Origin of the sequence: Pseudomonas viridiflava, from assembly GCF_001642795.1 — a bacterium.
GTDB lineage: Bacteria > Pseudomonadota > Gammaproteobacteria > Pseudomonadales > Pseudomonadaceae > Aquipseudomonas > Aquipseudomonas viridiflava.
The window spans coordinates 87,077-109,834 of sequence record NZ_LKEH01000030.1; the positions used below are offsets into that span (position 1 = coordinate 87,077).

Sequence of the window (22,758 nt, forward strand, 5' to 3'; positions counted from 1 at the left end):
GTAATCAGTTGTCCAGTGCGAGCAATTGCACGAACACTGCGAAACTGCCCAGAAACAGCCAGAAAAAACTGAACAGCCATGGCGTGCGCTTGGAGAACAGCAGTGATTTCTTCGGCCCGGTTTCGCTGGATTCCCAGTCGCTGAAAAGCGGCGAGTCGTCATAGGTCAGCCCGATGACCGGCTCGCTGCGCAGCAACCCCGCCTGCTTGCGATGCCAGTGCATGATGATGTCGCACGCCGCCCGAATGCCTGGCCATGCCGCAATCGTGCAGAACAGCCCCAACAACGCCAGCATCGGCGGCACCACCAGCGTGAACATCACGCCCCAATCCGTATTCGCGTTCGCCATCGACGACGCATAAGCAATCACCAGAAACGACTGCGCCGATAAATAGGCGTTGGTGCGGTTCGACAGGTTGGTCGTTTCGTAGTGAATCTCGCGCCGATAGAAATCCAGCCGTTCCTTGGGCGAGCCGAACAATTTGACCTGTTGCTCATCGACGACGTGCTCGGGCGTCTCGTCTGTGATAATTCTGGACACAGTTAATTAATACCGAATGTTAAAGATGCTGGGTAGACCCTGATTCAAGTTAAGCAGTTCGACCAAAATTGCCCGAACGGGGACCGTTCATCCTGTAAATCCGGCGACACGACAAGGACCTCGTCATGAGCACGACCCCAACCCTGCAAACCGAGCGCCTGCTGCTGACAGCTCTCCAGCTGGCCGACGCACCCGCCATGCAGCAGCTTTTCCCGCACTGGGAAATCGTACGATTCTTGAACAACCGCGTGCCCTGGCCGTATCCCGAAGACGGCGCACTGCGCTACATCCAGGACGTCGCCCTGCCAGCCAGTGAGCAAGGCACCCAGTGGCACTGGATGATCCGCCTGCATACTGCGCCGAACAACATCATCGGCAGCATCAGCCTGATGACCACCCCCGGCAACAACCGCGGCTTCTGGCTGCACCCGGACTGGCAGGGCAACGGCTACATGCAGGAGGCCTGTGGGGTGATAAACGCGTTCTGGTTCGAAACCCTCGGCCAACCTGTAATGCAGGTTCCCAAGGCTGCACCGAACGGAGGATCACGACGGGTTTCGATCAAGGAAGGCATGCGACTGGTGTCGACCGGGGAAAGCGATTACGTGAGCGGCAGATTCCCGGAGGAGATCTGGGAGATGACGCGGGAGGAGTGGGTGGGGCGCAAAGGCAGTAGAACGCATGAGGAGGAGTAAGCCCGATGGCCCTGCATCCTGAAACCAGCTCGACAGTCAGACTCGTCCCCGCCCAGCCTGACGATTTCGAAGCGCTGGTCAGTTTGCGCATCGATGCCATGCGCGAGAGCCTGGAGCGCTTGGGTCGCTTTGATCCTGAGCGCGCCCGAGAGCGATTCCGCCAAGGCTTTTCCGTACAGCACACACGCCATATCGAGGCTAACGGAAGAAGAGTGGGTTTCGTGGTACTGAAACCGTTGGGGGACGAATGGCTGCTGGATCACCTTTATATCAGGCCAGGCGCCCAAGGACAGGGCATTGGCTCCACAGTGCTTCGTCAGATACTGAGCGAGGCCGATACCTGCGGGACAGCGGTCCGAGTCGGCGCTCTCAAGGGTAGCGACTCAAACCGCTTTTACATCCGCCATGGCTTCCGGCTCGTTGAAAGCGGCGAGTTCGATCACTACTACCTCCGCCAGAAGCCCTGATCAAGCATCACGCCGTCGCTGCAAACCCCTTCGAACGCGCTTCCATCCTCGCCGTCAGAACTTCCGGCGTCGCCCGCTCGGCCTTGGAGGCCATCTGATTGAAGAACATCCCGTCAAACTGCTCCTTGGACGGTGTCAAGGTCTTGGGGATCAACAACGCTCCCAGATCCAGCGTATTGGCGAAGTTTTCCTTGGTCAGGTTGTACATGCCGAGGTAGCTGCCCGAAAAAGCGGAATCCGCATTCACCATATCAATGGCCGAGTCGCGATAAGCCACCGCCGCTGATTTCAGATCACTGGACGCATTCAACAGCGAATTCAAACGCTCCATATCGGAAGCACTTAACTGCCCGGAACTGTTGATCGCCTTCAGGCTGCCATCTTCCTGCACCGTGAAACCGAACTTCTTGTCAGCCAGATCCGGATACAAGTACGCCAAACCAGCCTTGAAGTCCTCGAAGGAGCCCTTCATCTGCGCAGTGATGGATTTGTTCAATTCCGCCAGTCGAGGAAAATCCGGCGACTGCTCAGGCCCTATAACCGTGTCGATCACTACGATGGGCCCGGTGGTGGTCGGCGGTACTACAACGGGAGGCGGAACCACGATCGGCTTGGCATTCAGCAACGCCTCCTTGGCCGCATCGCTCATGGGCTGAGGCGTGAGCTTGATGTCGGAGGGTGTGAGCTTGGCGACGATAGATGGGATAGCGGATGGATTTAGTGAGGTAAGCATATTCATCGATCCATGATTGTGTTTGTCCACAGGGTATCGACGGGGTAGGGGTGGAGCTTTAGAGGGGGGTGACGGGCGGTGTGTCGGGGCGTTACAGGATAAGAGGACCGAGGGAAGTTTTATGACTGATCTCGAAACCTGCCTTCCGGCTTTTTTCAAGGTGCGTGCGTTCGCTTAATGCCAGCATTGCCCGAGTCCGGTGCCAAGGAACGCAGTAACGTTTACAGCCGATGTGGCCAAATCGGCGTTACTGTCCACGAAGCTCCAGCCAGTAACGCTCTGATGAGGGCTATTTCTCTGTCTTATTGACCAGATTGCGACCCCGTCCTTTCCCAAGAACCTTGGACACGACGTTGCGAATGCCGTTATCGACTACACCGAGTAATCGACGTCCCGTTTCGCCTGGACGACCGCTGAAAGATGTCACGTGAAAATAGTCGTGATCGTCCGGCGATACCTCGGAAAAATAGTAGTTTGAGACGCAGCAACGAGCGGTGCCCACCGTTACAGGGCTGACCGAGTGCCAGGAGTCCTTGTTTGTCTCCATCACCACCAGACGGTTGAACGCGGAAACTACAGTCTTCTGCGTTTTCACCTGATGGTCCCACAACTCAAAGTTGCCGCCATTTTCAAGGGACCAGTTCGGCGTGACGTAATACAGCAGATTGAGTCGGCGGTAGAGGTTTCGCGCGCCATCGTGGCTGTTGTCGATGTGCGGATTGAGGAAATCCCCCTCAAACATCATCGACAGCCCACCTGCGTACAATGACGGGTCTGGAGTGATTTGCTCGAAGCCGACCAGCTCGGAAACCTTGGCCACCACGTCCGGATGCTGGATCGCGTAAGTGATGTTGCTCAGGATCTCGGGGAAGTGACTCAGATCCGTCATTGTTTTTTTCTTCTCGCGGAATGACTTGCGATCGAAGAAACCGTCAGCAGCCTTTGGAAAAGCGTCGTAGATCGCCTGCGCCATGTCATCGGTCAGAAGCTCGTCTACGATGAAATGGCGGGTGTGTGTGCCTTTTGGATTGCTCCATTGCTGCCGGATGTCGTGCTGCAGGCTGTCAAGTCGTTTGACTAGCATTGCGGCGATCGCGGGGACGTTCATGTCTATTCCTTGCGCTGGTGCCAAAACGTATATTGTGTGGTATTTGGGTGGTTGTTCAAAGAGCTGATCTCCGGCACCGAAAGCTCACTTCAGTCATCGCCTTACACAACGAGCCACAGAAAAGCATCGGAAATGAAAATTGTTGAATGTCGGCCAGTGTGAGTGATCATATGAAAAACCGGCGCAGAGCGTGGTTTCCAAATTAGTATCACTCCAGAATACGGGTTATAAGCGCACTGGCTTTTTTCTACAGATTATGGGCCGGTTACTGTCGGTCGTGACTATCTGAATCACATCCCAGATTTGAGGTGCCGAGCGGGTAATTGAATAGTAAGCGGATCGTTGGATCCGTCTCATCGTGGCTGGTGAGACAACGCTCCGTGAACCAAATAAATGCTTTCTGCCAAGCCCAAAGTGTCGCTGCCAGCACGGTGTTTTATGGGGCCGCCCCCGATCCCTAGGCACTGTGCCGCCGTTGAGGAAATTCCGGAATTACACGGAATTACAATTCGACAACTGCAACTATCGCTACTAGATTTCTATGGATGGCGAATTGCCAGCTAATTGGCTAGTGAAGGAAGTATGGAGCGCTACAGTATTTGAATGGGGACTCGGGCGTTGTCGGCTACGAGATTGGTACCGGATCTACCGTGGTCGAGTTCAAGGATCATTCCCAGTACCTTTACGATTCAACCAGACCCGGTGCGCCGATCGTTGCAGAACTTCAAAAGCTGGCGCGCGCTGGGCGGGGGTTGAACAGTTACATCGGTCGTGTCGTCCGTAAGAATTACGCCCGCCAAATCAGGTGATCCCTCTCATTCACTGACAGATCCGCACATGAGCGGCGCGCCGAGACTTCCTTCGTCGCAAGGAGTTAACTTCCGCCAATGGCCTGTTTTACACGGCCCTCACTCGAGGGGGAAAAGGGTAAGTCCATCCCCCATTGGGCTACATTGCAGGTTGGACGAGCGCGATGTCAGATCGAACTTTGAGTTTTCCACCAATGGTGGAGGCTTCACCTGCGGCAGCATGTGTGCCAATGCCTGCCCCTGCCCCTACCCCTACCCAGTCGATTCAGCGGTGTATGCGACCTAGTATGAAATTTGTCGGCAGTCACGGCTTCGGCTTGAAACGTAGGCCGTCACCAAACTTTCCGGGAAGAAGGAATCTCTGATTACGAAAGTTTCGTAAAACTTGCAGGTCGCAGGTTTTGACCTGCCCCGAGGATATGCGGTAGATATCCTGACTTCTTCAGGGCCTCTGGGTCCAATAAAACGGTGAACGAACGGCGAAAGTCGTACAAGCGGAAAGCTATAAACAAAAAAGGCCCACCTTTCGGTGAGCCTTCTTCGGTATTGCGTATGGTGCCGGCACCAGGAGTCGAACCCGGGACCTACTGATTACAAGTCAGTTGCTCTACCAACTGAGCTATACCGGCGTAATGGGCTGCGAGTATATAGAGTCTGATGCGCTTGTAAACCCTAGCTGACTGATTCAGTTGAAAAAATTTGACCGCCGGTGCGGCTTAGCGTCGGCGTGCAGGACAGGGTCGGTGGTGGATGAAGGACGTTTCCCTAAGGTTTGGCGGATTAGGCTGCCTGATGGCGGGTAGAAGGGTGTCTCAACATGCTGGTTTGGCCCCGCTTCGATGAGAGTGATTCGGCTATAACCCGCGTCGATTTTTAACCCGCCCATGCGAATCAATGACTTAGCCGGTGGTGGCTATCTGTAGTCGTTCAGCGCTCCAGGCGAGTTAGTGGCTTTTGGGCCGTTTGCACGCTCGGGGCGCTTTGCATAGGCTTGTTCTCAACGGCCCAAGCCACTGAGTCAGGCGGCGAGGGGCGTTCACTTTTCAGTCAGGGATAAAGGATTATCCATTGAATGACACGAAGGATCGTTGCAGGGCTTCGGGGATGCAGTACACCGTAGGTCGGCCATCTACTGAGAAGCGGTTTGGAGATATTGGTAACGACGTTTTGTCCGCTTGGATAGGCGTCAGGTGACAGAGAGGCTGTGCATTGCCGTCTGAATCGCATGAATGTGCGTCTGGACGCTGATGAAGTCGTCACCAAGTCGGGTACGGTCAAGGTCGCTTCGGCGGGTCTTTGATGGTCTCGATGTCTGAAAACGATGCCCGGGTCTCAGGATCCGGGCATTTTTTTGTGTTTGTATCGGGTGTGTAGCATTGCGATTGGAGTTCGAGCGGTTCTGGCCGATATAGCTGTATCAAAATGGCAGTCGGCCATGGACAGCTAGTGCAATGCAGAGAACGCCCACGCATTACGAGCTGCTGAATGTCGCTCGCGATGCCTCTCCTGATCAGATCAAGAAGGCTTATCGCAAGATCGCTCAGAAGCTGCACCCGGACAGGAATTCCGACCCTTACGCTTCGGACATGATGAGTGTCGTCAACGCGTCTCACGATGTGCTGGCCGATGCTGGCAGACGCGCGGTTTATGACGCGCAGCTGGTGGCCGATGAGCAGAGGGCTCGCGAAGACGCTGCACGCCGCAGGCAGGTGCAGGCGATGCGTGGGCGTGCCGTTCATGTGTATGCCAGTGCGTCGGGCTCGGCGTCTGCTGCACCGCAGCAATCCACCTATACCGGCCCTGAGCGTCGGGCCAATGGTTCTCCCCAGCCTTCCAGAAGTCAGCGCCACGGCAGTGTGTGGCGCTGGGCGGCGGTGTTTGTGATTTTCTGTGCGGGCGGCGCGTGGATGGGGTACGACCCTAATGCTGGCAAGTCTTTCGTGCCGACTGAATCGGTGCCTGTGGTGCAGTCGTGGGTCAAACCGGCTGTTGAGCCCGAGCCTGTGGTTGAGCCTGTCAGCGTGGCTGAGAAAGCTGCGGACGTGGCTGCGTCGGAGTGTGAGGTGCCGCTGGTTGATCCGATGGGCGCGCCCTGGCCGCAGAAGGCGGGTTATGTGAAGGACATGCCGACGCTCAAGGATAATGGCTGGTCGCAGATCACTGTTGATAACACGGCAGGCGGTTCTGCGGTTTACGCCAAGGTCACGGACGCAATGGGGCGCAAGGCGTTCCGGCATGCCTATATTCCGGTGGGTGCGTCGTTCTCGTTCGCCAAGATGGACGCGGGTCTGTACCTGCTCAAGTACAAGATGCTGGATACGGGCTGTGCGTTTGCCTCGGGGCGGATCCTGCTGGAAGAAACGCCGATGGGCAGTCAGATCAAATCCAGCGCGTACAAGCTGACGTTGCGTAAGTTGCAGGGGCGCAGTGTGCCGTTTACGCGGTTGAAGGAAGATCAGTTTTAGTGGGTATGCGTGTGAGTTCAGGATCTGCGTAGTCAGTTGAATCGGACGCGGAGCGTCCTGGGCGGCATTCCCACGCGGAGCGTAGGAACGATCAGAGTGATCTCAGGCACACCGATATGCCCATGCACCCAAGTCTTGCTGCAACCACGGACTACCGTGGGAGGCGGCTTGCCGGCGATGCTTTTTCTGAAGCGATCTATCGGTGACTGAACAGACGCCATCGCCGGCAAGCCGCCTCCCACGGGATATGCATTCAGTCAGACACTTTCGTTTGGCCCCGTTTTGCGCGTCTTTCGGACTTGTGTATAACGATGAGCGCGGAGCGTGAGGAACGGTCGTCAAACCTGCATCACTCATGTCTTGCAACGCTTTCAGGCGTGTTTTTGAAGGCTTCGTCTCTTTCCTTTGCGGGACATTTCCGAGAGAATCCCGGCCCGCTTGTGCCTTGCTGTCTGTGCTTCTAATCTCCCGTCCGTCGCTGCCCATCAGCGATGGGGTTTAGTAGCCCGCAATGAGCAAGGCATCACAACCGTGTTTCATCAGGTCCGTCCCGATGCTATGGCGGCTGTGCGCTTGGCGCCTTCGGGTGCGCCGGTTGCCTGGCTCACCGGTCTACTAACTCGTGCACAGTCGCCGCCCTTTCGTTTAGTAGCGAGAGGACAGCGATTTCATCGAAGGAGCTAGAACATGGTCAAAGTCACACCCGATCCACCTTCCAAAGCATCCACTGGCGCACCGGTCTTCGATCAGGCCGTCGTCAAACGCGCGATGGCGTGTTACCTGCCCACCAGTCGCCCCAACAACGAATCCCAAGACAACAGTGCCGATTACATGAATCTGGAAGCGACGTTACTGCATGCGCTGGATTTTCTGCGCTGTGCCTCGGCAACGGCTTATGAACTGGGCGATGAGTTGATCGGGTCGAAACGGGACCTGGCGTTTGCTGCCATGCACATGGCCGAGATGGCCAAGGTGATGGTCGAGCGATCCCTGGAGTGTGTCGAAGAAGTCTGAGATATCCGCTTGAAAACCGGATCGTGAACGGCGTGTTACCCGTATGCGATCCGGCACCGCAACAGGCCCGTTCCAGAGCCGTTACCAAATCTTTATGCACAATCGCTACATCAATATTTGCGTACATGCCAATAAGTGTGCAAATACCCGCCCTGTGTCGCAAACCACTGTTTTTGTGGGTTCCTGACGGAACAGGCAGGAAAAATCAGGGACTTCAGTAACTGGTGCGCCAAGCTTTAACGCGCCATTCAGAATTTTCATCAACAGACTTATCCACAGGATGTTCTGTGGTTTTACAGCTTCATTTTTGACCCAGTATCAGCAGGTTGCGAGGCGTAAGCTGGCGCTGACAGAAAGTCCCGACGCTGACCCGGTAACCCTGCTCCTGAAGATACAGCGCTCGATCAAGCACCAGCCACATTTCCAGCGGGCGTCGGAACAGGTTCTGGACCAGTTCCAGGTTGCGCACCTGAGCCAGTCGCTGCCAGCCCGCAGCCTCCCATTGCGCCCAGTTCTGTTCGCCCGACAAGGGCAGGTTTTTCAGCTGAGCCAGATGACGGCAGTAATCTTCGTAGGGAGCGTCAAGCCACGAGACGGGTAATGACGGTGTAGGCATATATTCATCGATGCCGCGCAGGGTGCGCTGCAGCAGGTCGAACCCCAGGCGGCGTGCCATCGAGGTGTCGCGCTGACGACGGACGCGGGCGCCAGCGGTCACGGTTTCGCTCAACGGCAAACCGAGTTCGTCACGCGACAAGGTCAGCCCCGATGCTTTGCCCTCGCGGGACAGCGGCTGGTAATGATCGAAGCGGGTGCGGTTGTAACAGCAGGGCGCAATCACCAGTCGCTGGCAGCCGGTGTGGCTGGCCAGTTGCATCAGTTGTACATGCAGATCACCGCAAGCATGCAGCGCGACGGGCGTATGGTGCGGCTGCAGGCTGCGCCACGCATCATCGGCCATGACGTCCTGTTGGACATGCTCGGCGTTCAAGCCTTGGCGGGCACTCAGGGTAAGGCCCGCTTCGACCAGTGCCGGGTCGCGCTCAAGGCAGGTGAGTTGCTGGCCGCGCCCGGTCAGGCGACGACCCAGATGGCCCTTGCCCGCGCACCAGTCCAGCCAGTGGATGCCTGCCTGTCCGGTGTCCACATGACGTGCGAAGGCTTCGATCTGCTGCCACTTACGTCCTGGCACATCAACACTCATGCGCGGCTCGACGGGGGCGAGCGGGTAGACGGGCAGTTCGGCGACCTGGCTCAGGGCAACGGCTTCGGATGCCAGTGCCGCAAACGGGAAGGGCGCGTCGAGCTGGTCGGGGTCCAGGTGCGCCGCTTCAGCCTGTTCGAGGGTGCGTTGGCGCAACCACTGCGCCAGCTCCGGGTACTGGTCTTCCCACGGCAGCCGCAGATGGATGAAGGGCCTGGGTCGCCACAAACCCTGATGCGCGAACAGGAAGCTGTCCAGCGCACCAAAGTGGCTGCGAAGCGTGTCGTTCTGCAGGCTGGGTTCAGAATTCATGGTCGGCGGCTTCGCGTGGGAGACTGGCCGGATGAAAGCCAGCCCCCTTCATATCAGCGACCCTGGCTCGCGTCTACGCGTAACAGTTTTTCCAGCAGGCGGAAGCCTTGTACCAGCACGAACGCCATCACGAGGTAGAACAGGCCTGCGGCGAAGAAGATCTCCACCGGCATGTAGGTGCGGGCAATGATCGTGCGGGCCATGCCGGTCAGTTCCAGCAGCGTGACAGTGCTGGCCAGGGCGCTGGCCTTGAGCATCAGGATCACTTCGTTGCTGTAGGCAGGCAGGCCGATGCGGGCGGCGCGTGGCAGGACGATGTAGAACAGCGCTTTCCACTTCGACATGCCCAGGGCGCGGGCGGCTTCGACTTCGCCGGGCGGTACTGCCTGAATCGCGCCGCGCAGGATTTCTGCGATGTAGGCGGCGGTGTGCAGGGTCATGGTGATGACCGCGCACCAGAAAGGGTCGCGCAGATAGGGCCACAGTGAACTCGCGCGTACGGCATCGAACTGCGCCAGGCCGTAGTAGACCAGAAACAGCTGCACCAGCAGCGGTGTGCCGCGGAAGAAGAAAATGTAGGCGTAGGGCAGGGTGCGAACCGGCCAGTGCCGTGAGGCGCGGGCGATGCCCAGCGGGATCGCGAGAATCAGGCCCGCAATGACTGCAATCGCCACCAGCTCCAGCGTCAGGGTGGCGCCCTGTGCCAGGCGTGGCAGCCATTTGATGATGACTTCCCAGTTCATGATGCGCTCCTCGCAAAGCCGCGGGCGGCGCGTTTTTCCAGGAAGTACATGCCGATCATCGCCAGCACGGTCAGGCCCAGGTACATGATGGCCGCGACCATATAGAAGGTGAACGCTTGCTTGGTGAAGCCCACGGCGATCTGTGCATGGCGCATGATTTCCTCGAGGCCGATCACCGAGACCAGCGCGGTGTCTTTCATCAGGATCATGAACAGGTTGCCCAGGCCGGGCAGGGCGATGCGCCACATCTGCGGCAGGATCAGCTTGTAGAGGATGCGCGTGCGCGACATGCCCAGCGCCAGCCCGGCTTCACGATGACCTTTGGGAATCGCCAGAATGGCGCCGCGAAACACTTCGGTGGCGTAGGCGCCGAAGCACAGGCCCAACGCGATGACGCCCGCGGCGAACGCGCTCAGCGCCAGGTCCGGCTTGCCGAAGGCTTCACCCAACGCGCGCATGCCGTTGACGGTGCCGAAGTAGATCAGCAACACCCAGAGCAATTCGGGAACGCCGCGCACGATGGTTGAGTAGGTGCCGCCCAGCCATTGCAGGGGCTTGTAGGGCGAGGTCTTGGCCAGGGCGCCGAGCAGGCCGAGTATCAGGCCCAGGCACAGGGCCGAAAGAGCCAGTTGGACGGTCATCAGCGCGCCAGCCGCGAGGGCCGGGCCGAATCCGTGGAGATCAATGTTCATGGGCAGGCTTATTCAGGACCGGTCGCCGGGCTTCGAGTCGAAGCCGCAGCGACGCCGTCAGGTGAATCAGAGAATGCTGAAAGGGAAATACTTGTCGTTGATCTTCTTGTAGGTGCCGTCAGCGATGATTTCTTTCAGGGCGGTGTTCAGGCGCTCACGCAGCGGGTCGTCCTTGCGCACGGCGATGCCGATCTTGTCGTCATCCTTGACAGGGTTGCCCTTGAACTCGAAGTTCTTGCCAGCCTCGCTTTTCAGCCACTCGTAGCCAACGTACTTGTCGGCGAGCATGGCATCGACACGGCCGGACGACAGATCAAGGAAAGCATTTTCCTGAGTGTCATAGAGCTTGACGTTCACATCGGGCATTTCGAGCTGCTGGTCTTCCAGCCAGATGCCTGACAGGGTCGCGCGTTGGGCACCGATGGTTTTGCCTTTGATGCTTTGTTTGGCCTGGTCGGCGGTGTCAGCATCAAACGACGTGGTTTTCGGCGCAATGAACTGCAGCTTGTTCGAGTAATACGGATCGGTGAAATCGACGGCTTGTTTGCGCTCGTCGGTGATCGACATCGACGAGATCAGAAAGTCGAACTTCTTCGCTTCAAGGGCCGGGATGATACCGTCCCAGTCAGAGGTCACCGCCTGGCATTCAGCCTTGAGCTTGGCGCACAGGGCCTGGCCAATCTCATAGTCGAACCCCACGACCTGACCGCTGGCGTCCTTGTTGTTGAACGGCGGGTAGGCCGCTTCGATACCCATCTTCAAGGTTTCGGCAAATGCACTGGTCGTAAAAGCCAGGGTGGCCGCTGCGACCAGCAGGATCTTCTTGTACGTCTGCATGGGTGTTGCTCCGTTAGCGGTGACTCGACATGAATTGTTTACACCTTACCGACAGCGGGTTCTCGAACACTTGCTGCGGTGTGCCCTGTTCTTCGACCATTCCTTGATGCAAAAACACGACTTCACTTGAAACCTGGCGTGCAAAATTCATTTCGTGGGTCACCAGCAGCATGGTGCGGCCTTCCTCTGCCAGCGCGCGGATGACGTTGAGCACTTCCTGAACCATTTCCGGGTCGAGTGCCGAAGTCGGCTCGTCGAACAGAATGACTTTAGGCTGCATGGCCAGCGTGCGGGCGATGGCCGCGCGTTGTTGCTGACCGCCCGAGAGCTGGGCCGGATAGACGTGACGCTTGTCGGCGATACCGACCTTGGCCAGCAGCGCTTCGGCGACTTCGATGGCTTCGGCCCTGCTCTGGCCCAGCACGCGGCGTGGCGCTTCGATGACGTTATCGAGCACGCTCATGTGTGGCCACAGGTTGAAATTCTGGAACACGAAACCGATCTCGCTGCGCAAGCGATTGATCTGTTTGTTGTCGGCCGCAACCAGCTCGCCGTTGCGGGTGGCCTTGAGCTTGAGTTCTTCGCCTGCGACCAGAATCTGACCCTGATGCGGGTTTTCCAGAAGATTGATGCAGCGCAGCAAGGTGGACTTGCCGGAACCGGATGAACCCAGAATCGAGATGACGTCACCTTCACGCGCTGTCAGCGAGATGCCCTTGAGCACCTCCAACTGATCGTAGCGTTTGTGCAGGTTGCGGATTTCCAGGGCGGGCGTGGCCTCAGCCATGTGGGGTCCTCATAGTGTTGTGCGCTCTTTCTGCGAGGCGAGCGCCAAGCTAGCACAGCGTTCAAAAGACAACCAACTGCGCCGAAGAGTGAATGTGACAGCGTTTTACGGTTTGTCGCATCGCCGCAGCAGACTGTCGCTAAATAGCAGACGGGCGCGTGGATCGGGTACCCGGTCGAGGTGGGCGTGCGCGAAAAAGGCGCGATGTTGCCATTTTTGACCGGGTGTTGGAAGCAGCTTTTGCGGAGCGGTGCCTGATGGTGCGCACCATTGGTGGGCTTTTATGTGTGGCGTGTGCATTTTCGGTGCGGTGGTGTGAAGCGGTTTTNGGGGCGTCAGGTAACAAATCCTACGCCATAGACCGTATTTTCAATTTGTCCATTCAGGGCCCGCTCGCCTACAACCCTTGTGTTTCAGGAGCGACGTCGTTTTTGAAATATTTTGGCGCAATTCTTGCGTCAAGAATACAGAACGGCACCGTTGCTTTCTTTTTACGAGACGCACCGGTGTGCCTCGCTCGTCTTGCACAGGTGGTTTTATGAGCAGTACCGCTAACTCTTCCGAGCTCGAACAAGGGCTGAAACCTCGACACATCACCATGCTGTCGATCGCTGGCGTCATCGGCGCCGGTTTGTTCGTCGGCTCCGGCCACGCCATTGCCGAGGCCGGACCTGCCGTGCTGCTGGCTTACGCTGCAGCGGGTACGCTGGTGGTGCTGGTAATGCGCATGCTGGCTGAAATGGCCGTCGCCTCGCCTGACACCGGTTCATTTTCGACATACGCCGACCGAGCCATTGGGCACTGGGCCGGTTTCACCATCGGTTATCTGTACTGGTGGTTCTGGGTGTTGGTGATTCCGTTGGAGGCCAACGCGGCGGCGACCATCCTGCACGCCTGGTTTCCGAACATCGCGATCTGGATGTTCACGCTGGTCATCACCTTGTTGCTGACAGCCACCAACCTGTTCAGCGTGAAGAACTACGGCGAGTTCGAGTTCTGGTTCGCGCTCATCAAGGTCGTGGCGATCATCGCGTTCGTGGTGCTGGGTGTGGCAGCAATCTTCGGCCTGCTGCCGACCAGCCAGGTCAGCGGTGTCAGCCATCTGTTCGATACCGGCGGCTTCCTGCCCAACGGCATGGGCGCGGTGCTGGCGGCGATGCTGACCACCATGTTCTCGTTCATGGGCACCGAGATCGTGACCATCGCGGCGGCTGAATCCAAAAATCCGGGCAAGCAGATCACCAAGGCCACCAATTCGGTGATCTGGCGGATCTTCCTGTTCTATCTGGTTTCGATTTTCATCGTTGTGTCGCTGGTGCCATGGAACGACCCGCGCCTGGCGGAAGTGGGCTCGTACCAGACCGTGCTGGATGCCATGGGCATTCCCAATGCCAAGCTGATTGTTGATCTGGTGGTGCTGGTTGCGGTGACCAGTTGCCTCAACTCGGCGCTGTACACCGCGTCGCGCATGCTGTTCTCGCTGGGCAAGCGGGGTGACGCACCTGCATTGTCCAAGCGCACCAGCAAGGGCGGCACGCCTTACTGGGCGGTTCTGCTGTCGACGGCGGCAGCGTTCCTGACCGTATTCGCCAACTACATCGCACCTGCTGCTGTGTTCGACTTCCTGCTGGCCAGTTCCGGCGCCATCGCCTTGCTGGTGTATCTGGTGATCGCCGTGTCGCAACTGCGCATGCGTCAGAAGCGCATCGCGGCGGGTGAGGCCATCGATTTCAAGATGTGGCTGTTCCCGTGGCTGACCTGGATGGTGATTGTGTTCATCGTTGCGGTGTTGACGATCATGCTCATCCAGGAAGAGCACCGCATCGAAATCATCGCGACCGGCTTGCTCAGCCTGCTGGTGGTCGGGGCTGGCCTGATCGTCTCCCGCCGCCGCAAGGCTTCGCGGGTCGGGGCTGCTGCGCTGGGGTGATGGCAAATATCTGATCGTGCCCACGCTCTGCGTGGGTATACCGCCCGTGACGCTCCGCGTCACAAATGGCACAGACTGCGGATTCAGTGAGCCAAGCGCATTACGTGGATAACGCTGGAGCTTGGGCGCACATCTGCGCCACATTCGAGAGCGGACGCGGAGCGTCCTGGTAGGCATTCCCACGCAGAGCGTAGGAACGATCATCATCGTATTCCTCCAGGAGGATTTGTGTATAACGATGAGCGCGTGGGAACGATCAACTCTTTCAGCGCATCGCTCTGGCGTCGCGCTTCATCAGCAAGTCCGACGCCATCTGGAAATCTGCCTGGAAAGCCTTGCCTTCGACCCACTCCACGGCGGTGTCTTCGTCTTCGTTGTGGTGAATGGCGCGGTAGGTGATGAGCAGGCCCATCATGAAGTCGGTCGCTTCCTCTTCGTCTTCTTCCGAAACCACCAGCGCCAGCACCGGGTATTGCAGGAACACCAGACACATCGCCAACTGGCTGATGGCCTCGGCGGACTTCATGGTGTCGAACAGGTCTTCGTAGTCGGCCGGGTCGAAACCGTTTTCAACGATGTCCTTGAAGTCGAACGTATTCATGTCCAGTTGCACATCGTCGAACGGCTGGTTGACCAGCGCAGAGGCGAATACGGGGTGCACGACGTTGGTCGGCGACTTCCCGGAGCGGTTCTGCTTGGCCTTGATCTTTGCGCGCTTGGCACGTTTTTGTTGCTTGTCTGGCGAGGCCATGAGGCGGTCCTTTGTCCGGCGGTAAGGGCAATGGCGGCTATTGAAGCGCACAGAGCCCGAATAGCCAAGGCCGGGATGCTGGCGAGCGGGTTTGCTATTGATGTCCTGGGCGTAGAAACATAAAAGCCCGCAGGGCGCGGGCTTTCAGTGTAGCGGTACAGCGAACAGTTATTTTTTGCCGGTTTTGGAGAAGGCTTCTGCCTCGTCCATACGGTTGGCGAACATGCTGACCGCCTCAACGGCATCGCTCGCGCCGTCACGAATCTGCACGATCACCTGTCCGGCCTGATCCGCCAGCGTAACGCCACGGTTTGCGCCTTCCTGAGTCGCGCTCATGCTCGCGACGGCCTCGCGTGTCTCGGCCAGAATCTTGCCGATCATCTCGGCGATTTCCGTGGTCGAGCCGCTGGTGCGTCCCGCAAGTTGCCGGACTTCATCGGCCACGACCGCAAAGCCACGACCCTGATCGCCAGCCCGTGCCGCCTCAATGGCAGCGTTGAGTGCCAGCAGGTTGGTCTGGTCGGCAATCCCACGGATGGTGTTGACGATGGCCGTGATCTGTTCCGAACGATCACCCAACTGTCCGACCAGTCTGGCGGATGCGCCGATGTTCTCGGCAATCTGCCGCATCTCGCGTGCCGTTTCCTGGATCACCAGCGTGCCCTGTTCGGCCACTTTCTCGGTTTCGGCCGAGATGTGATAGGCCTTGGACGCGCCGTGTGCGTCGGCTTCCTGCTTTTCTACACGGTCGGTGATGTCGCTGGCGAACTTCACGATCTTGTACAGCTTGCCCTCGACGTCATAGACCGGGTTATAGGTCGCTTCCAGCCAGACGACTCGGCCATGCTTGCCCAGGCGCTTGAACTGGCCGCCCACGAACTCGCCGTGGTTCAGCTTGCGCCAGAACTCTGTGTACTCCGAGCTGTTGACGAACGTCGGCTCACAGAAGGTCTTGTGGTGTTTGCCTTTGATGTCCGTCAGCGAAAAACCCATCACGTGCAGGAAGTTGTCGTTGGCTGTCAGCACATGGCCGGCCGGGTCGAACTCGCACACCGCCATGGCGCGGTCCACTGCATTGAGTTTGCTGTGGGTTTCGTTTTCAAGCATGACCTTCCGGGTGACGTCGAGTGCGTACTTAACGATCTTGATCACTTTGCCCTGAGCGTCTATCACCGGATTGTAACTGGCCTCTAGCCAGACACTTTTCCCGGTTTTGCTGACACGCTTGAAGGTGCCTGATATGAATTTACCTGCCCGCAGCGATGCCCATAGATCGGCATATTCACGACTGCGTGCCATTTCAGGTTCGCAGAAGTCGCGGTGGGACTTGCCGGAAAGCTCTTCGGCCCGATAACCCATTGCTGTTAGAAAGTTGTCGTTGGCACGCAGGATCCTGCCATCAAGATCCAGCTCGACCACCGCCATCGATTTTTCAAGTGCGCCCATCAGTCCTTTTGCGCTATCTACTTCTGCCTTCATGGCTGCCAGTTCGTTTTTGCTTTTATTTCCGAACATAACCTGCCGCCTTTGGTGTTGTTTTACGAAATTCTCGTCATCAGGCTATCGACACCAGAGCTGAAGGCATTAGGGCTGGAATGACGTTTTGGACGGGCGGGATAGGATCAGGATTGGCGGTAACTTTTAGCTGAAAGCGGTCAGCGCCAAAAGCCGGACAAAGAAAAGCCCGCGATGGGGGAGCGGGCTTAAGGATTCACACTTGGGAGCAGCTCTACAATGGCTTATCGGCTGTGAAAACTTTGTGAAGAAAACAGGCCGTTTTTACTTTTTTTCAGGTGTCTGAACGGTATTGGTCACTTCGGAGGTCGGCACGAAGGTTTTCGACTCTTCGGCAGCAGCTTCCTTGGATGCAGCCTTGTCTTTGGCGGCTTCGGCATTCTCTTTCGCTGCGTCGTTCACCTTGGCCTGAGCCGATTCCATCTTCTGTTGAGCGTTTTCCTGATGCGCCTGAGCGTCCTGGGCTTTCTGCTCGGATTTGCTGTCGCAGGCGGCGAGGCCAAGGGTGGCGGCGATGACGAGGGCGGAGGCGGTAAACTTGAGCACAGGATTTTTCCCTTTGAAAACAAATGTATGAGTTCGAGGGGATGGGTAGGGGATTAGTTCAATGGGGTTGCTTCGCTCAACGCTTGAGGCGTGCAGGAGGGCGGCCCAGGCTTGAAAAGCCCGGCAGCAGGCCGGGCGGGATATTGAGATTCTCTATTCAGCTTAGTGCACGAGCAAGCCCAAAAGAAATGGCTGAAAACAATGCAGCCATGCTGGTGGCGCCTGCCAGGAATTTCCAGGTCTGCTCGTTCATGGATTTGTGCAGCGAGGCTGTCAGCTCGGAGAGATCGGCTTTGGTCGCTGTGGAGTCCAGCTTTGACTCCACGCGGATGAGCCTGACCTGAATGTCGGCCATTGTGGACTCGAGTTTTTCTACACGCTTTTCCAATCCATCACCTCCAGGCGGCTCGGTCGGTCCGCCGCGGGTCTTGAGCTTTTCATACTGGGCTTGAAGGATCCTAACATCAACGTTATTGCTCGGCATCTGTGATGCCCTCTATCTCTCCCAACTCCCGGAGTATGTCGATCTGCTCCTGAATGCTGTCAAAAGCCATTTGAGCGGCGTCTCTCGCTGCTGGCGAAAGGCTCTCCGAGCTTACCAATGCATGACTGAGGTTCATGACCTTGGAGAGGTTGGCGACGCCTAGGCCATAGAGCCGGGACACCATGATCTTGAGTTTTGCTACTTCATCACTTTCCATGTCTCTCAAGTCCTTATCAAAGACGCACTGCGTATAGCTGTTCTACGAGTCCATTCCACGTAGGCAGGCTTCAAAGCTGCGATGCCGAATTGCAGCGACTTTTCCATGCATCATGAAATGCGGGCAAGCGGAATCGTGGTACATGAAATGTCGAATCGGCATTCAATTGAGCGACGGGCCGGTATTCGCTTGGAGAGGGGGTCTCATCGGCTGTGGTTGATTCGGATTGAGCAGGGGGCGGCTGTAAATCCCGGACAACAAAAAACCCGCACTAGGCGGGTTTCTTGTGTGCTTCCAGGTGTGCTTGGCATCACCTGAAAACGGAAGGTGGTGCCCAGAGACGGAATCGAACCGCCGACACGGGGATTTTCAATCCCCTGCTCTACCGACTGAGCTATCTGGGCAACGGGGCGCATTAAACGTGTTTTTCAGGAGGTCGTCAAGCGCGTTCTCAAAAAATATTGAATTATTACCGACGCTTACGACCTTCACTGTGCGAAACGCTTTATTTCTCGGGCGGAACGTAGCCTTCAGCCTGGGCGTATTCCTCGCCGGACAGGTACTTGTCCATTTCGGCCTGGAGGAATTTGCGGTCTTCGGCGTTCATCATGTTCAGGCGGCGTTCGTTGATCAGCAGGGTCTGGTGTTTCTGCCAGTCGGCCCAGGCTTTTTTCGAAACGTGGTTGAAGATGTCTTCGCCTTTGGCTCCGGGATAAGGGGCGCGTTCGAGGCCTTCCAGTTCTTCTTTGTACTTGCGGCACATTACGGTGCGGGTCATGACGACTCTCCTGCGTTCAATACGTCGGCTGCGCGTTTGAGCAGCTTTTTCACCGGGGCGGCAAGGCCCAGGCGCGGCGGGGTGGCGAGGTTATACCAGAGCCAGTCGGCCTCGGCCACGTGATGGGCGGACTCCTGGACCTGTACCAGCCAGGGTTCGATGCTCAACTGGAAGTGGCTGAAGGTGTGAATCAGGCCGGGCAGTTCGTGATGCTTGCCCAATTCCAGCGAGTGTTGTGTTGCCAGATGCTGCACGTCGTCGAAGTGATCGAGTTCCGGCAGGCTCCACAGGCCGCCCCATAGTCCGCTGGACGGGCGGCGGTACAGCAGAATTGCGCCGTCGCCGTTGGCGAAGATGGGCATGAGGGTGCGTTTTTGCGGCACGGTCTTGCGCGGCTTGGGGATCGGGTAGCGGGTTTCCAGCCCCAGCATGTGCGCCTGACAGCCGCGCTCGAGCGGGCAGAGCAGGCAGCTGGGTTTGCTGCGGGTGCAGAGGGTGGCGCCCAGGTCCATCATCGCCTGGGTGTAGTTGTTCACCCTTGTGTGGGGCGTGAAGCGCTCTGCCGTGGCCCACAACTGTTTGGCAACCTTGGGCTCGCCCGGATAGCCTTCCTGCGCCGTGAAGCGCGCCAGAACGCGCTTGACGTTGCCGTCCAGGATCGAGGCGCGTATGCCCATGCTCAGGCTGGCAATGGCGCCTGCGGTGGACAGGCCGATGCCGGGCAGCTCGGTCAGCTTTTCGACATCGCGGGGAAATTCGCCGCCGTGTTCAGCCACGACAATACGCGCGGTCTTTTGCAGGTTGCGGGCGCGGGTGTAGTAACCCAGGCCGGTCCACAGGTGCAGCACTTCGTCTTCGGGTGCTTCAGCCAGCGCCTGCACGGTCGGCAGGGCTTCCATGAAGCGGTCGAAGTAGTTCAGCACGGTGCTGACCTGCGTCTGTTGCAACATGATTTCCGACACCCAGACCCGATACGGCGTGATGCCTTGCTGCCAGGGCAGGTCGTGTCGGCCATGGCGGTCGTACCAATCCAGAACTGCGCTGGAAAATTGCTCGGGTTGCATCGCCTGGTGGGCTCCTGTGAAACAGCTCGTGACCTGATGAAATGCGGGTACTGAATGTGTGAGGCGGCTTGCCGACGATCAGGTCGACGCGGTCTGTCAGGCCTACCGCGTCATCGTTCATCGCCGGCAAGCCGCCTCCCACAGTCCGGCGTTTGCTGCGCGACAGCGCTACGTCGAAAGACGTGGTGCCGCCTTCCACAGCTTGTTATGTGCCGATTAGCGCTTGAACAACCCCTTGAGCGCATCCTTGAGTTCCGGGCTGACCTTGTCGCCCAGCTTCTCGTTGAGCTTGTCCTCGAGTTTTTCGCTGATCCGGTCGCCTGCCAGTTTTGCGGCGATCTGGCCGACGCCTTCGCGGTCCAGACGGCAGGCCTTGGCGCCCAGTTCCAGCGGGCCTCGGCACTGCACTGGCCACTCGATGCCGACGTAGCGCGGATTGACCTCGCAGGCCGGGTCCGGCATGTCGCTCTTGTCGCCTTCGATGATGATGCCGACGCGATAGTTCATGCCCAGCACGCGCAGATCCACGTCACCATTGCCGTTGACGGTCAGGCCGGGGATGCGCACTTTCAGGTCGGGATTGCTCGCCACGCCGTTGCGGATGACCAGATTGCCGTCCAGTTGCTGGAAGGGCGTGTCCTTGGCGCGCGGCTCGCCGGTCAGCGGTTTGCGGTTCAGCGTCGAAATGCCTTTGCACAGTTGCTGCTCAAGGTTGGCGTTGACCAGCACGCCGTTGTTGAGCGCGAAACTGGCGGTGCCGTTGAGGCTGTCGATCAGCGCTTTCTCGCTGTTGCCCTGGCCGGTCAGGCTGCTGTTCAGTGTCAGCAGGCCACGCACCGGCGGCGTCTGGCCCTGACTTTCCAGAACGCGGTCCACCGGCACTTTCGCAGTGCGGGTTTGCACACTGATGGTCGGCAGGTCGGGACGTGCATCCAGATTGCCTTTGACCTCGAAGTTGCCGTTGTAGAGATTGCCGCTGAGCGTATCGAGCTTGATGACACCGCCCAATGCCTGGGTCTTGAACACCGCATTGTCGATAGGCAGTTTGTTCAGGGTGAGTTTGCCCAGGCTGATGTCAGCCTCGACATCCAGCGTGCGCAGGCGCTCCAGTGGCAACAACTTGGCAGTGCTCCAGGCAGCCTTGGTGGGCTGTTCGGGCAATGGCGAATCCCCGGCGACAGCTGCGGCCTCACCGCTCTGCACCTCGGATTTGCGCGCGGCCTTGGCGCCCTCGCTTTCTTCGCTTTCGGCAGGGCGATAGCGGTCGGCGTCGAAGGTGTCGCCCTTGAGTTGCACGCGCAGGGCCTGTTTGGCGAAGTCGTCTATCGCGATGCGACCGGTGAACGTGCTGTCGTCCACTTTCAGGTTCAGGCCGTCCAGCACCACGCTGGTGGGCGTGCCGCTGAGGCGTGTGACCATTTCGACCTTGCTGAGTGCGCCATCGGCCATGGCTGGCAATGGTTGGCCGATGTTTTCAAAGAAGGTGCGCACATCGAGCTGGGCGATGGACAGGCCGCCACTGAGCTGCGGGGTCTTGTCCAGCTCGCGGGCACGCAGTTCACCGAGCGCACGCAGCTGGTTGGCCGAGATTTTCAGGCTGTTCCATTCGGCAATGTTGGCTGCCAGGTCCACCAGCAGTTGACCTTGTGCCGAGAAGGTCACGGTCTTGCCCTTGAGTGGCTCGCCAGCGACTTCGCCGGACAGGCGCATGTCTTCGAATTGATAGCGCTTGAGCACGCGGTCCATGCGCAGTTCGCCGACCAGTTCGGTCTTGGCGCGCACCACGGGCTGGTTGGTGCTCAGAAAGGCGGTCAGCTTGATTGGAATATCCGACGCTTCGCGAATCGGACCGGTGCTCAGCTGGATACTTTCTGCCGTGAAGGTCTGGCCTTTTCGGGCGTCGCTGTAATCCACGCGGGCGTTATTCACGGTCAGGCTGTCGATATCGAGTTTCAGCGGCTGAGAAGAGCGTTCCGGCTTGGGTGCTTCCGGCGTCGGCGTGGTTTCCGGTTTCGCATCGGTGGACGCGACGGCAGGCGGCTTGCCGATGTCTTCCCAGTTGCCGTGACCCTGCTCATCGCGATGCAGCATCAGGTTCAGGCCTTCGACACGGATGTCGCTCATCTGCACCTGTTTGCGCAGCAAGGGCAGAACCCGAACGGACAAGCCCAGCATCTGAACATCGGCAAAGGGCTGGTCGGGAGCGGTCAGGGTCGCCACATGGGTGTCGTGCAGTTCCAGCCCGAGCCAGGGGAACAGGCTCCAGCCGATATCGCCATTGAGCGTCAGCTCGACGTTGGCCTTTTCACGTGCCAGTTGCCGAATCTCGTCTTTGTAGTCGTTGGGATCAAACAGATGGGTCAGGGCGAAGCCGAGAGCCACGATGATCAGCAACAACCCGAGAATAAACAGCCCCAGGATTTTGCCGAACGCTTTCATGGGCGAGTCCTTGTGTCGATGTTCAAAAATAGCCCACGAGTATACCGCTCTGAGGAGGGTCTCGGGCTTCGGATGCCTTCATGGCTGGATGACGCCCGATGATTCAGGGCGTTGCGACGTCCAGTTGCACAGAAAGCCTGGCCGCCAGGGCGAGGACTTCGGGACACTCGGCGGTTGCCAGCAAGCGTAGTTCGCAACCCGCCTCCCGGGCCAGTTTCTGCCCCTCGCAGACTATGCGCTCGGCCACGCCGCGTCGACGTGTCGGTTTGCGCACGCACAGATGAGACAGGTGCCAGACAGTCTTGCCGCGTTCAAGCCGGGCCGCGCCCAACAAGCGGTCGTTGAAGCGTCCGGCCAGCAAGGCGCCGTCTGCCCATGTTGTTTCGATCAACTGTGCTGCACCGAAAAAGGGCGGGAACATATCTGCCGGTGCGTCGAGATATATCTTTTGCAGGTCTTCCTGATCCTGAAAAGTGGGCGAACTTAATAGCCCAACTAAGACCGGCATGGATCTTCTCCTGATGTTTAATTGACTGCATCTATGGGGTCATAGATAACGTGGATTAAGTGGGTGATTTTAATAATAAAAACACTGTAACAAGATGCTTATTAGCCATCAGTAAGTGA

Annotated in this window: 21 protein-coding genes, 2 tRNA genes and 2 pseudogenes; 5 read left to right on the forward strand and 20 right to left on the reverse strand. The window is 58.1% G+C overall.

The genetic code is table 11. The features are described 5' to 3' along the window. Positions 1-4: 4 nt before the first annotated feature. Complete coding sequence (locus AO065_RS17835) at positions 5-541, reverse strand: hypothetical protein (protein ID WP_050562175.1); 537 nt, start codon at positions 539-541, stop codon at positions 5-7. A 125-nt stretch (positions 542-666) separates the two neighbouring features. On the opposite strand from AO065_RS17835, the gene AO065_RS17840 reads away from it, so the two are divergent. Together AO065_RS17840 and AO065_RS17845 are read left to right on the forward strand one after the other, a co-directional pair. Continuing rightward, positions 667-1,236: a GNAT family N-acetyltransferase gene (locus AO065_RS17840; protein ID WP_004883027.1), complete on the forward strand. Its 570-nt coding sequence runs from the start codon at positions 667-669 to the stop codon at positions 1,234-1,236. Positions 1,237-1,241: 5 nt separating this feature from the next. Beyond that, positions 1,242-1,703, forward strand: coding sequence for a GNAT family N-acetyltransferase (locus AO065_RS17845; RefSeq protein WP_004883028.1), 462 nt, complete (start codon positions 1,242-1,244; stop codon positions 1,701-1,703). 7 nt (positions 1,704-1,710) lie between these two features. On the opposite strand, the gene AO065_RS17850 is transcribed toward AO065_RS17845, so the two are convergent. The 3 genes from AO065_RS17850 to AO065_RS17865 form a co-directional block, all read right to left on the reverse strand. Next, the gene (locus tag AO065_RS17850; protein WP_032651319.1) at positions 1,711-2,436 is read right to left on the reverse strand and encodes a hypothetical protein; all 726 of its coding nucleotides are present in this window, start codon (positions 2,434-2,436) and stop codon (positions 1,711-1,713) included. A gap of 289 nt (positions 2,437-2,725) precedes the next feature. Then, positions 2,726-3,544: a 2OG-Fe(II) oxygenase gene (locus AO065_RS17855; protein WP_004883030.1), complete on the reverse strand. Its 819-nt coding sequence runs from the start codon at positions 3,542-3,544 to the stop codon at positions 2,726-2,728. A gap of 1,362 nt (positions 3,545-4,906) precedes the next feature. Beyond that, a tRNA-Thr gene (locus tag AO065_RS17865) sits at positions 4,907-4,982 on the reverse strand. An 822-nt stretch (positions 4,983-5,804) separates the two neighbouring features. Here AO065_RS17865 and AO065_RS17870 point away from each other — a divergent pair. Together AO065_RS17870 and AO065_RS17875 are read left to right on the forward strand one after the other, a co-directional pair. Further along, positions 5,805-6,818: a J domain-containing protein gene (locus tag AO065_RS17870; protein ID WP_004883032.1), complete on the forward strand. Its 1,014-nt coding sequence runs from the start codon at positions 5,805-5,807 to the stop codon at positions 6,816-6,818. Between the two features lie 687 nt (positions 6,819-7,505). Further along, on the forward strand, positions 7,506-7,832 hold the full coding sequence (locus tag AO065_RS17875; RefSeq protein WP_004883037.1) for a DUF6124 family protein: 327 nt from the start codon (positions 7,506-7,508) through the stop codon (positions 7,830-7,832). A 301-nt stretch (positions 7,833-8,133) separates the two neighbouring features. Here the strand turns inward: AO065_RS17875 and AO065_RS17880 are convergent. From AO065_RS17880 to AO065_RS17900, 5 genes and pseudogenes are all read right to left on the reverse strand, one after another. Continuing rightward, positions 8,134-9,400, reverse strand: a pseudogene (locus AO065_RS17880) (methyltransferase). Position 9,401: 1 nt separating this feature from the next. Next, positions 9,402-10,091 carry an ABC transporter permease gene (locus AO065_RS17885; protein WP_004883040.1) on the reverse strand — a complete coding sequence of 230 codons (690 nt, stop codon included), beginning with the start codon at positions 10,089-10,091 and terminating at the stop codon, positions 9,402-9,404. Next, complete coding sequence (locus tag AO065_RS17890; RefSeq protein ID WP_004883042.1) at positions 10,088-10,783, reverse strand: ABC transporter permease; 696 nt, start codon at positions 10,781-10,783, stop codon at positions 10,088-10,090. The genes AO065_RS17885 and AO065_RS17890 overlap by 4 nt, the downstream gene beginning before the upstream one ends. A gap of 66 nt (positions 10,784-10,849) precedes the next feature. Next, complete coding sequence (locus tag AO065_RS17895; RefSeq protein WP_004883044.1) at positions 10,850-11,620, reverse strand: ABC transporter substrate-binding protein; 771 nt, start codon at positions 11,618-11,620, stop codon at positions 10,850-10,852. 13 nt (positions 11,621-11,633) lie between these two features. After that, positions 11,634-12,407: an ABC transporter ATP-binding protein gene (locus tag AO065_RS17900; RefSeq protein WP_004883045.1), complete on the reverse strand. Its 774-nt coding sequence runs from the start codon at positions 12,405-12,407 to the stop codon at positions 11,634-11,636. Positions 12,408-12,945: 538 nt separating this feature from the next. On the opposite strand from AO065_RS17900, the gene gabP reads away from it, so the two are divergent. Continuing rightward, positions 12,946-14,337 carry a GABA permease gene (gene gabP, locus AO065_RS17905; protein ID WP_004883048.1) on the forward strand — a complete coding sequence of 464 codons (1,392 nt, stop codon included), beginning with the start codon at positions 12,946-12,948 and terminating at the stop codon, positions 14,335-14,337. Between the two features lie 265 nt (positions 14,338-14,602). Here the strand turns inward: gabP and AO065_RS17910 are convergent, their stop codons facing one another. The 11 genes and pseudogenes from AO065_RS17910 to AO065_RS17955 form a co-directional block, all read right to left on the reverse strand. Next, positions 14,603-15,088 (reverse strand): hypothetical protein, encoded by a 486-nt coding sequence (locus AO065_RS17910; protein ID WP_004883054.1) that lies wholly within the window; start codon positions 15,086-15,088, stop codon positions 14,603-14,605. 168 nt (positions 15,089-15,256) lie between these two features. Then, positions 15,257-15,763 (reverse strand): methyl-accepting chemotaxis protein, encoded by a 507-nt coding sequence (locus AO065_RS27900; RefSeq protein ID WP_412778580.1) that lies wholly within the window; start codon positions 15,761-15,763, stop codon positions 15,257-15,259. Positions 15,764-15,826: 63 nt separating this feature from the next. Beyond that, positions 15,827-16,603 (reverse strand): annotated as a pseudogene (locus tag AO065_RS27905) (PAS domain-containing protein); the annotation flags it as partial. A 264-nt stretch (positions 16,604-16,867) separates the two neighbouring features. Next, positions 16,868-17,149 (reverse strand): hypothetical protein, encoded by a 282-nt coding sequence (locus AO065_RS17920; RefSeq protein WP_004883057.1) that lies wholly within the window; start codon positions 17,147-17,149, stop codon positions 16,868-16,870. A 157-nt stretch (positions 17,150-17,306) separates the two neighbouring features. Further along, the gene (locus AO065_RS17925) at positions 17,307-17,633 is read right to left on the reverse strand and encodes a hypothetical protein (RefSeq protein WP_004883060.1); all 327 of its coding nucleotides are present in this window, start codon (positions 17,631-17,633) and stop codon (positions 17,307-17,309) included. Next, positions 17,620-17,850, reverse strand: a complete 231-nt coding sequence (locus tag AO065_RS17930; RefSeq protein WP_004883062.1) for a hypothetical protein — start codon at positions 17,848-17,850, stop codon at positions 17,620-17,622. Before AO065_RS17930 ends, AO065_RS17925 begins: the two co-directional genes overlap by 14 nt. Before the next feature lie 328 nt (positions 17,851-18,178). Further along, positions 18,179-18,254, reverse strand: a tRNA-Phe gene (locus AO065_RS17935). A 101-nt stretch (positions 18,255-18,355) separates the two neighbouring features. Continuing rightward, positions 18,356-18,628, reverse strand: coding sequence for an oxidative damage protection protein (locus AO065_RS17940; RefSeq protein ID WP_004883065.1), 273 nt, complete (start codon positions 18,626-18,628; stop codon positions 18,356-18,358). Next, a complete protein-coding gene (mutY, locus tag AO065_RS17945; RefSeq protein ID WP_004883066.1) occupies positions 18,625-19,692 on the reverse strand; it encodes an A/G-specific adenine glycosylase in 1,068 nt (355 codons plus the stop codon). Before mutY ends, AO065_RS17940 begins: the two co-directional genes overlap by 4 nt. Before the next feature lie 216 nt (positions 19,693-19,908). Next, positions 19,909-22,131, reverse strand: coding sequence for an AsmA family protein (locus AO065_RS17950; protein WP_004883069.1), 2,223 nt, complete (start codon positions 22,129-22,131; stop codon positions 19,909-19,911). Positions 22,132-22,234: 103 nt separating this feature from the next. Continuing rightward, on the reverse strand, positions 22,235-22,639 hold the full coding sequence (locus AO065_RS17955; protein WP_004883072.1) for an acetyl-CoA sensor PanZ family protein: 405 nt from the start codon (positions 22,637-22,639) through the stop codon (positions 22,235-22,237). Between the last annotated feature and the right edge of the window lie 119 nt (positions 22,640-22,758).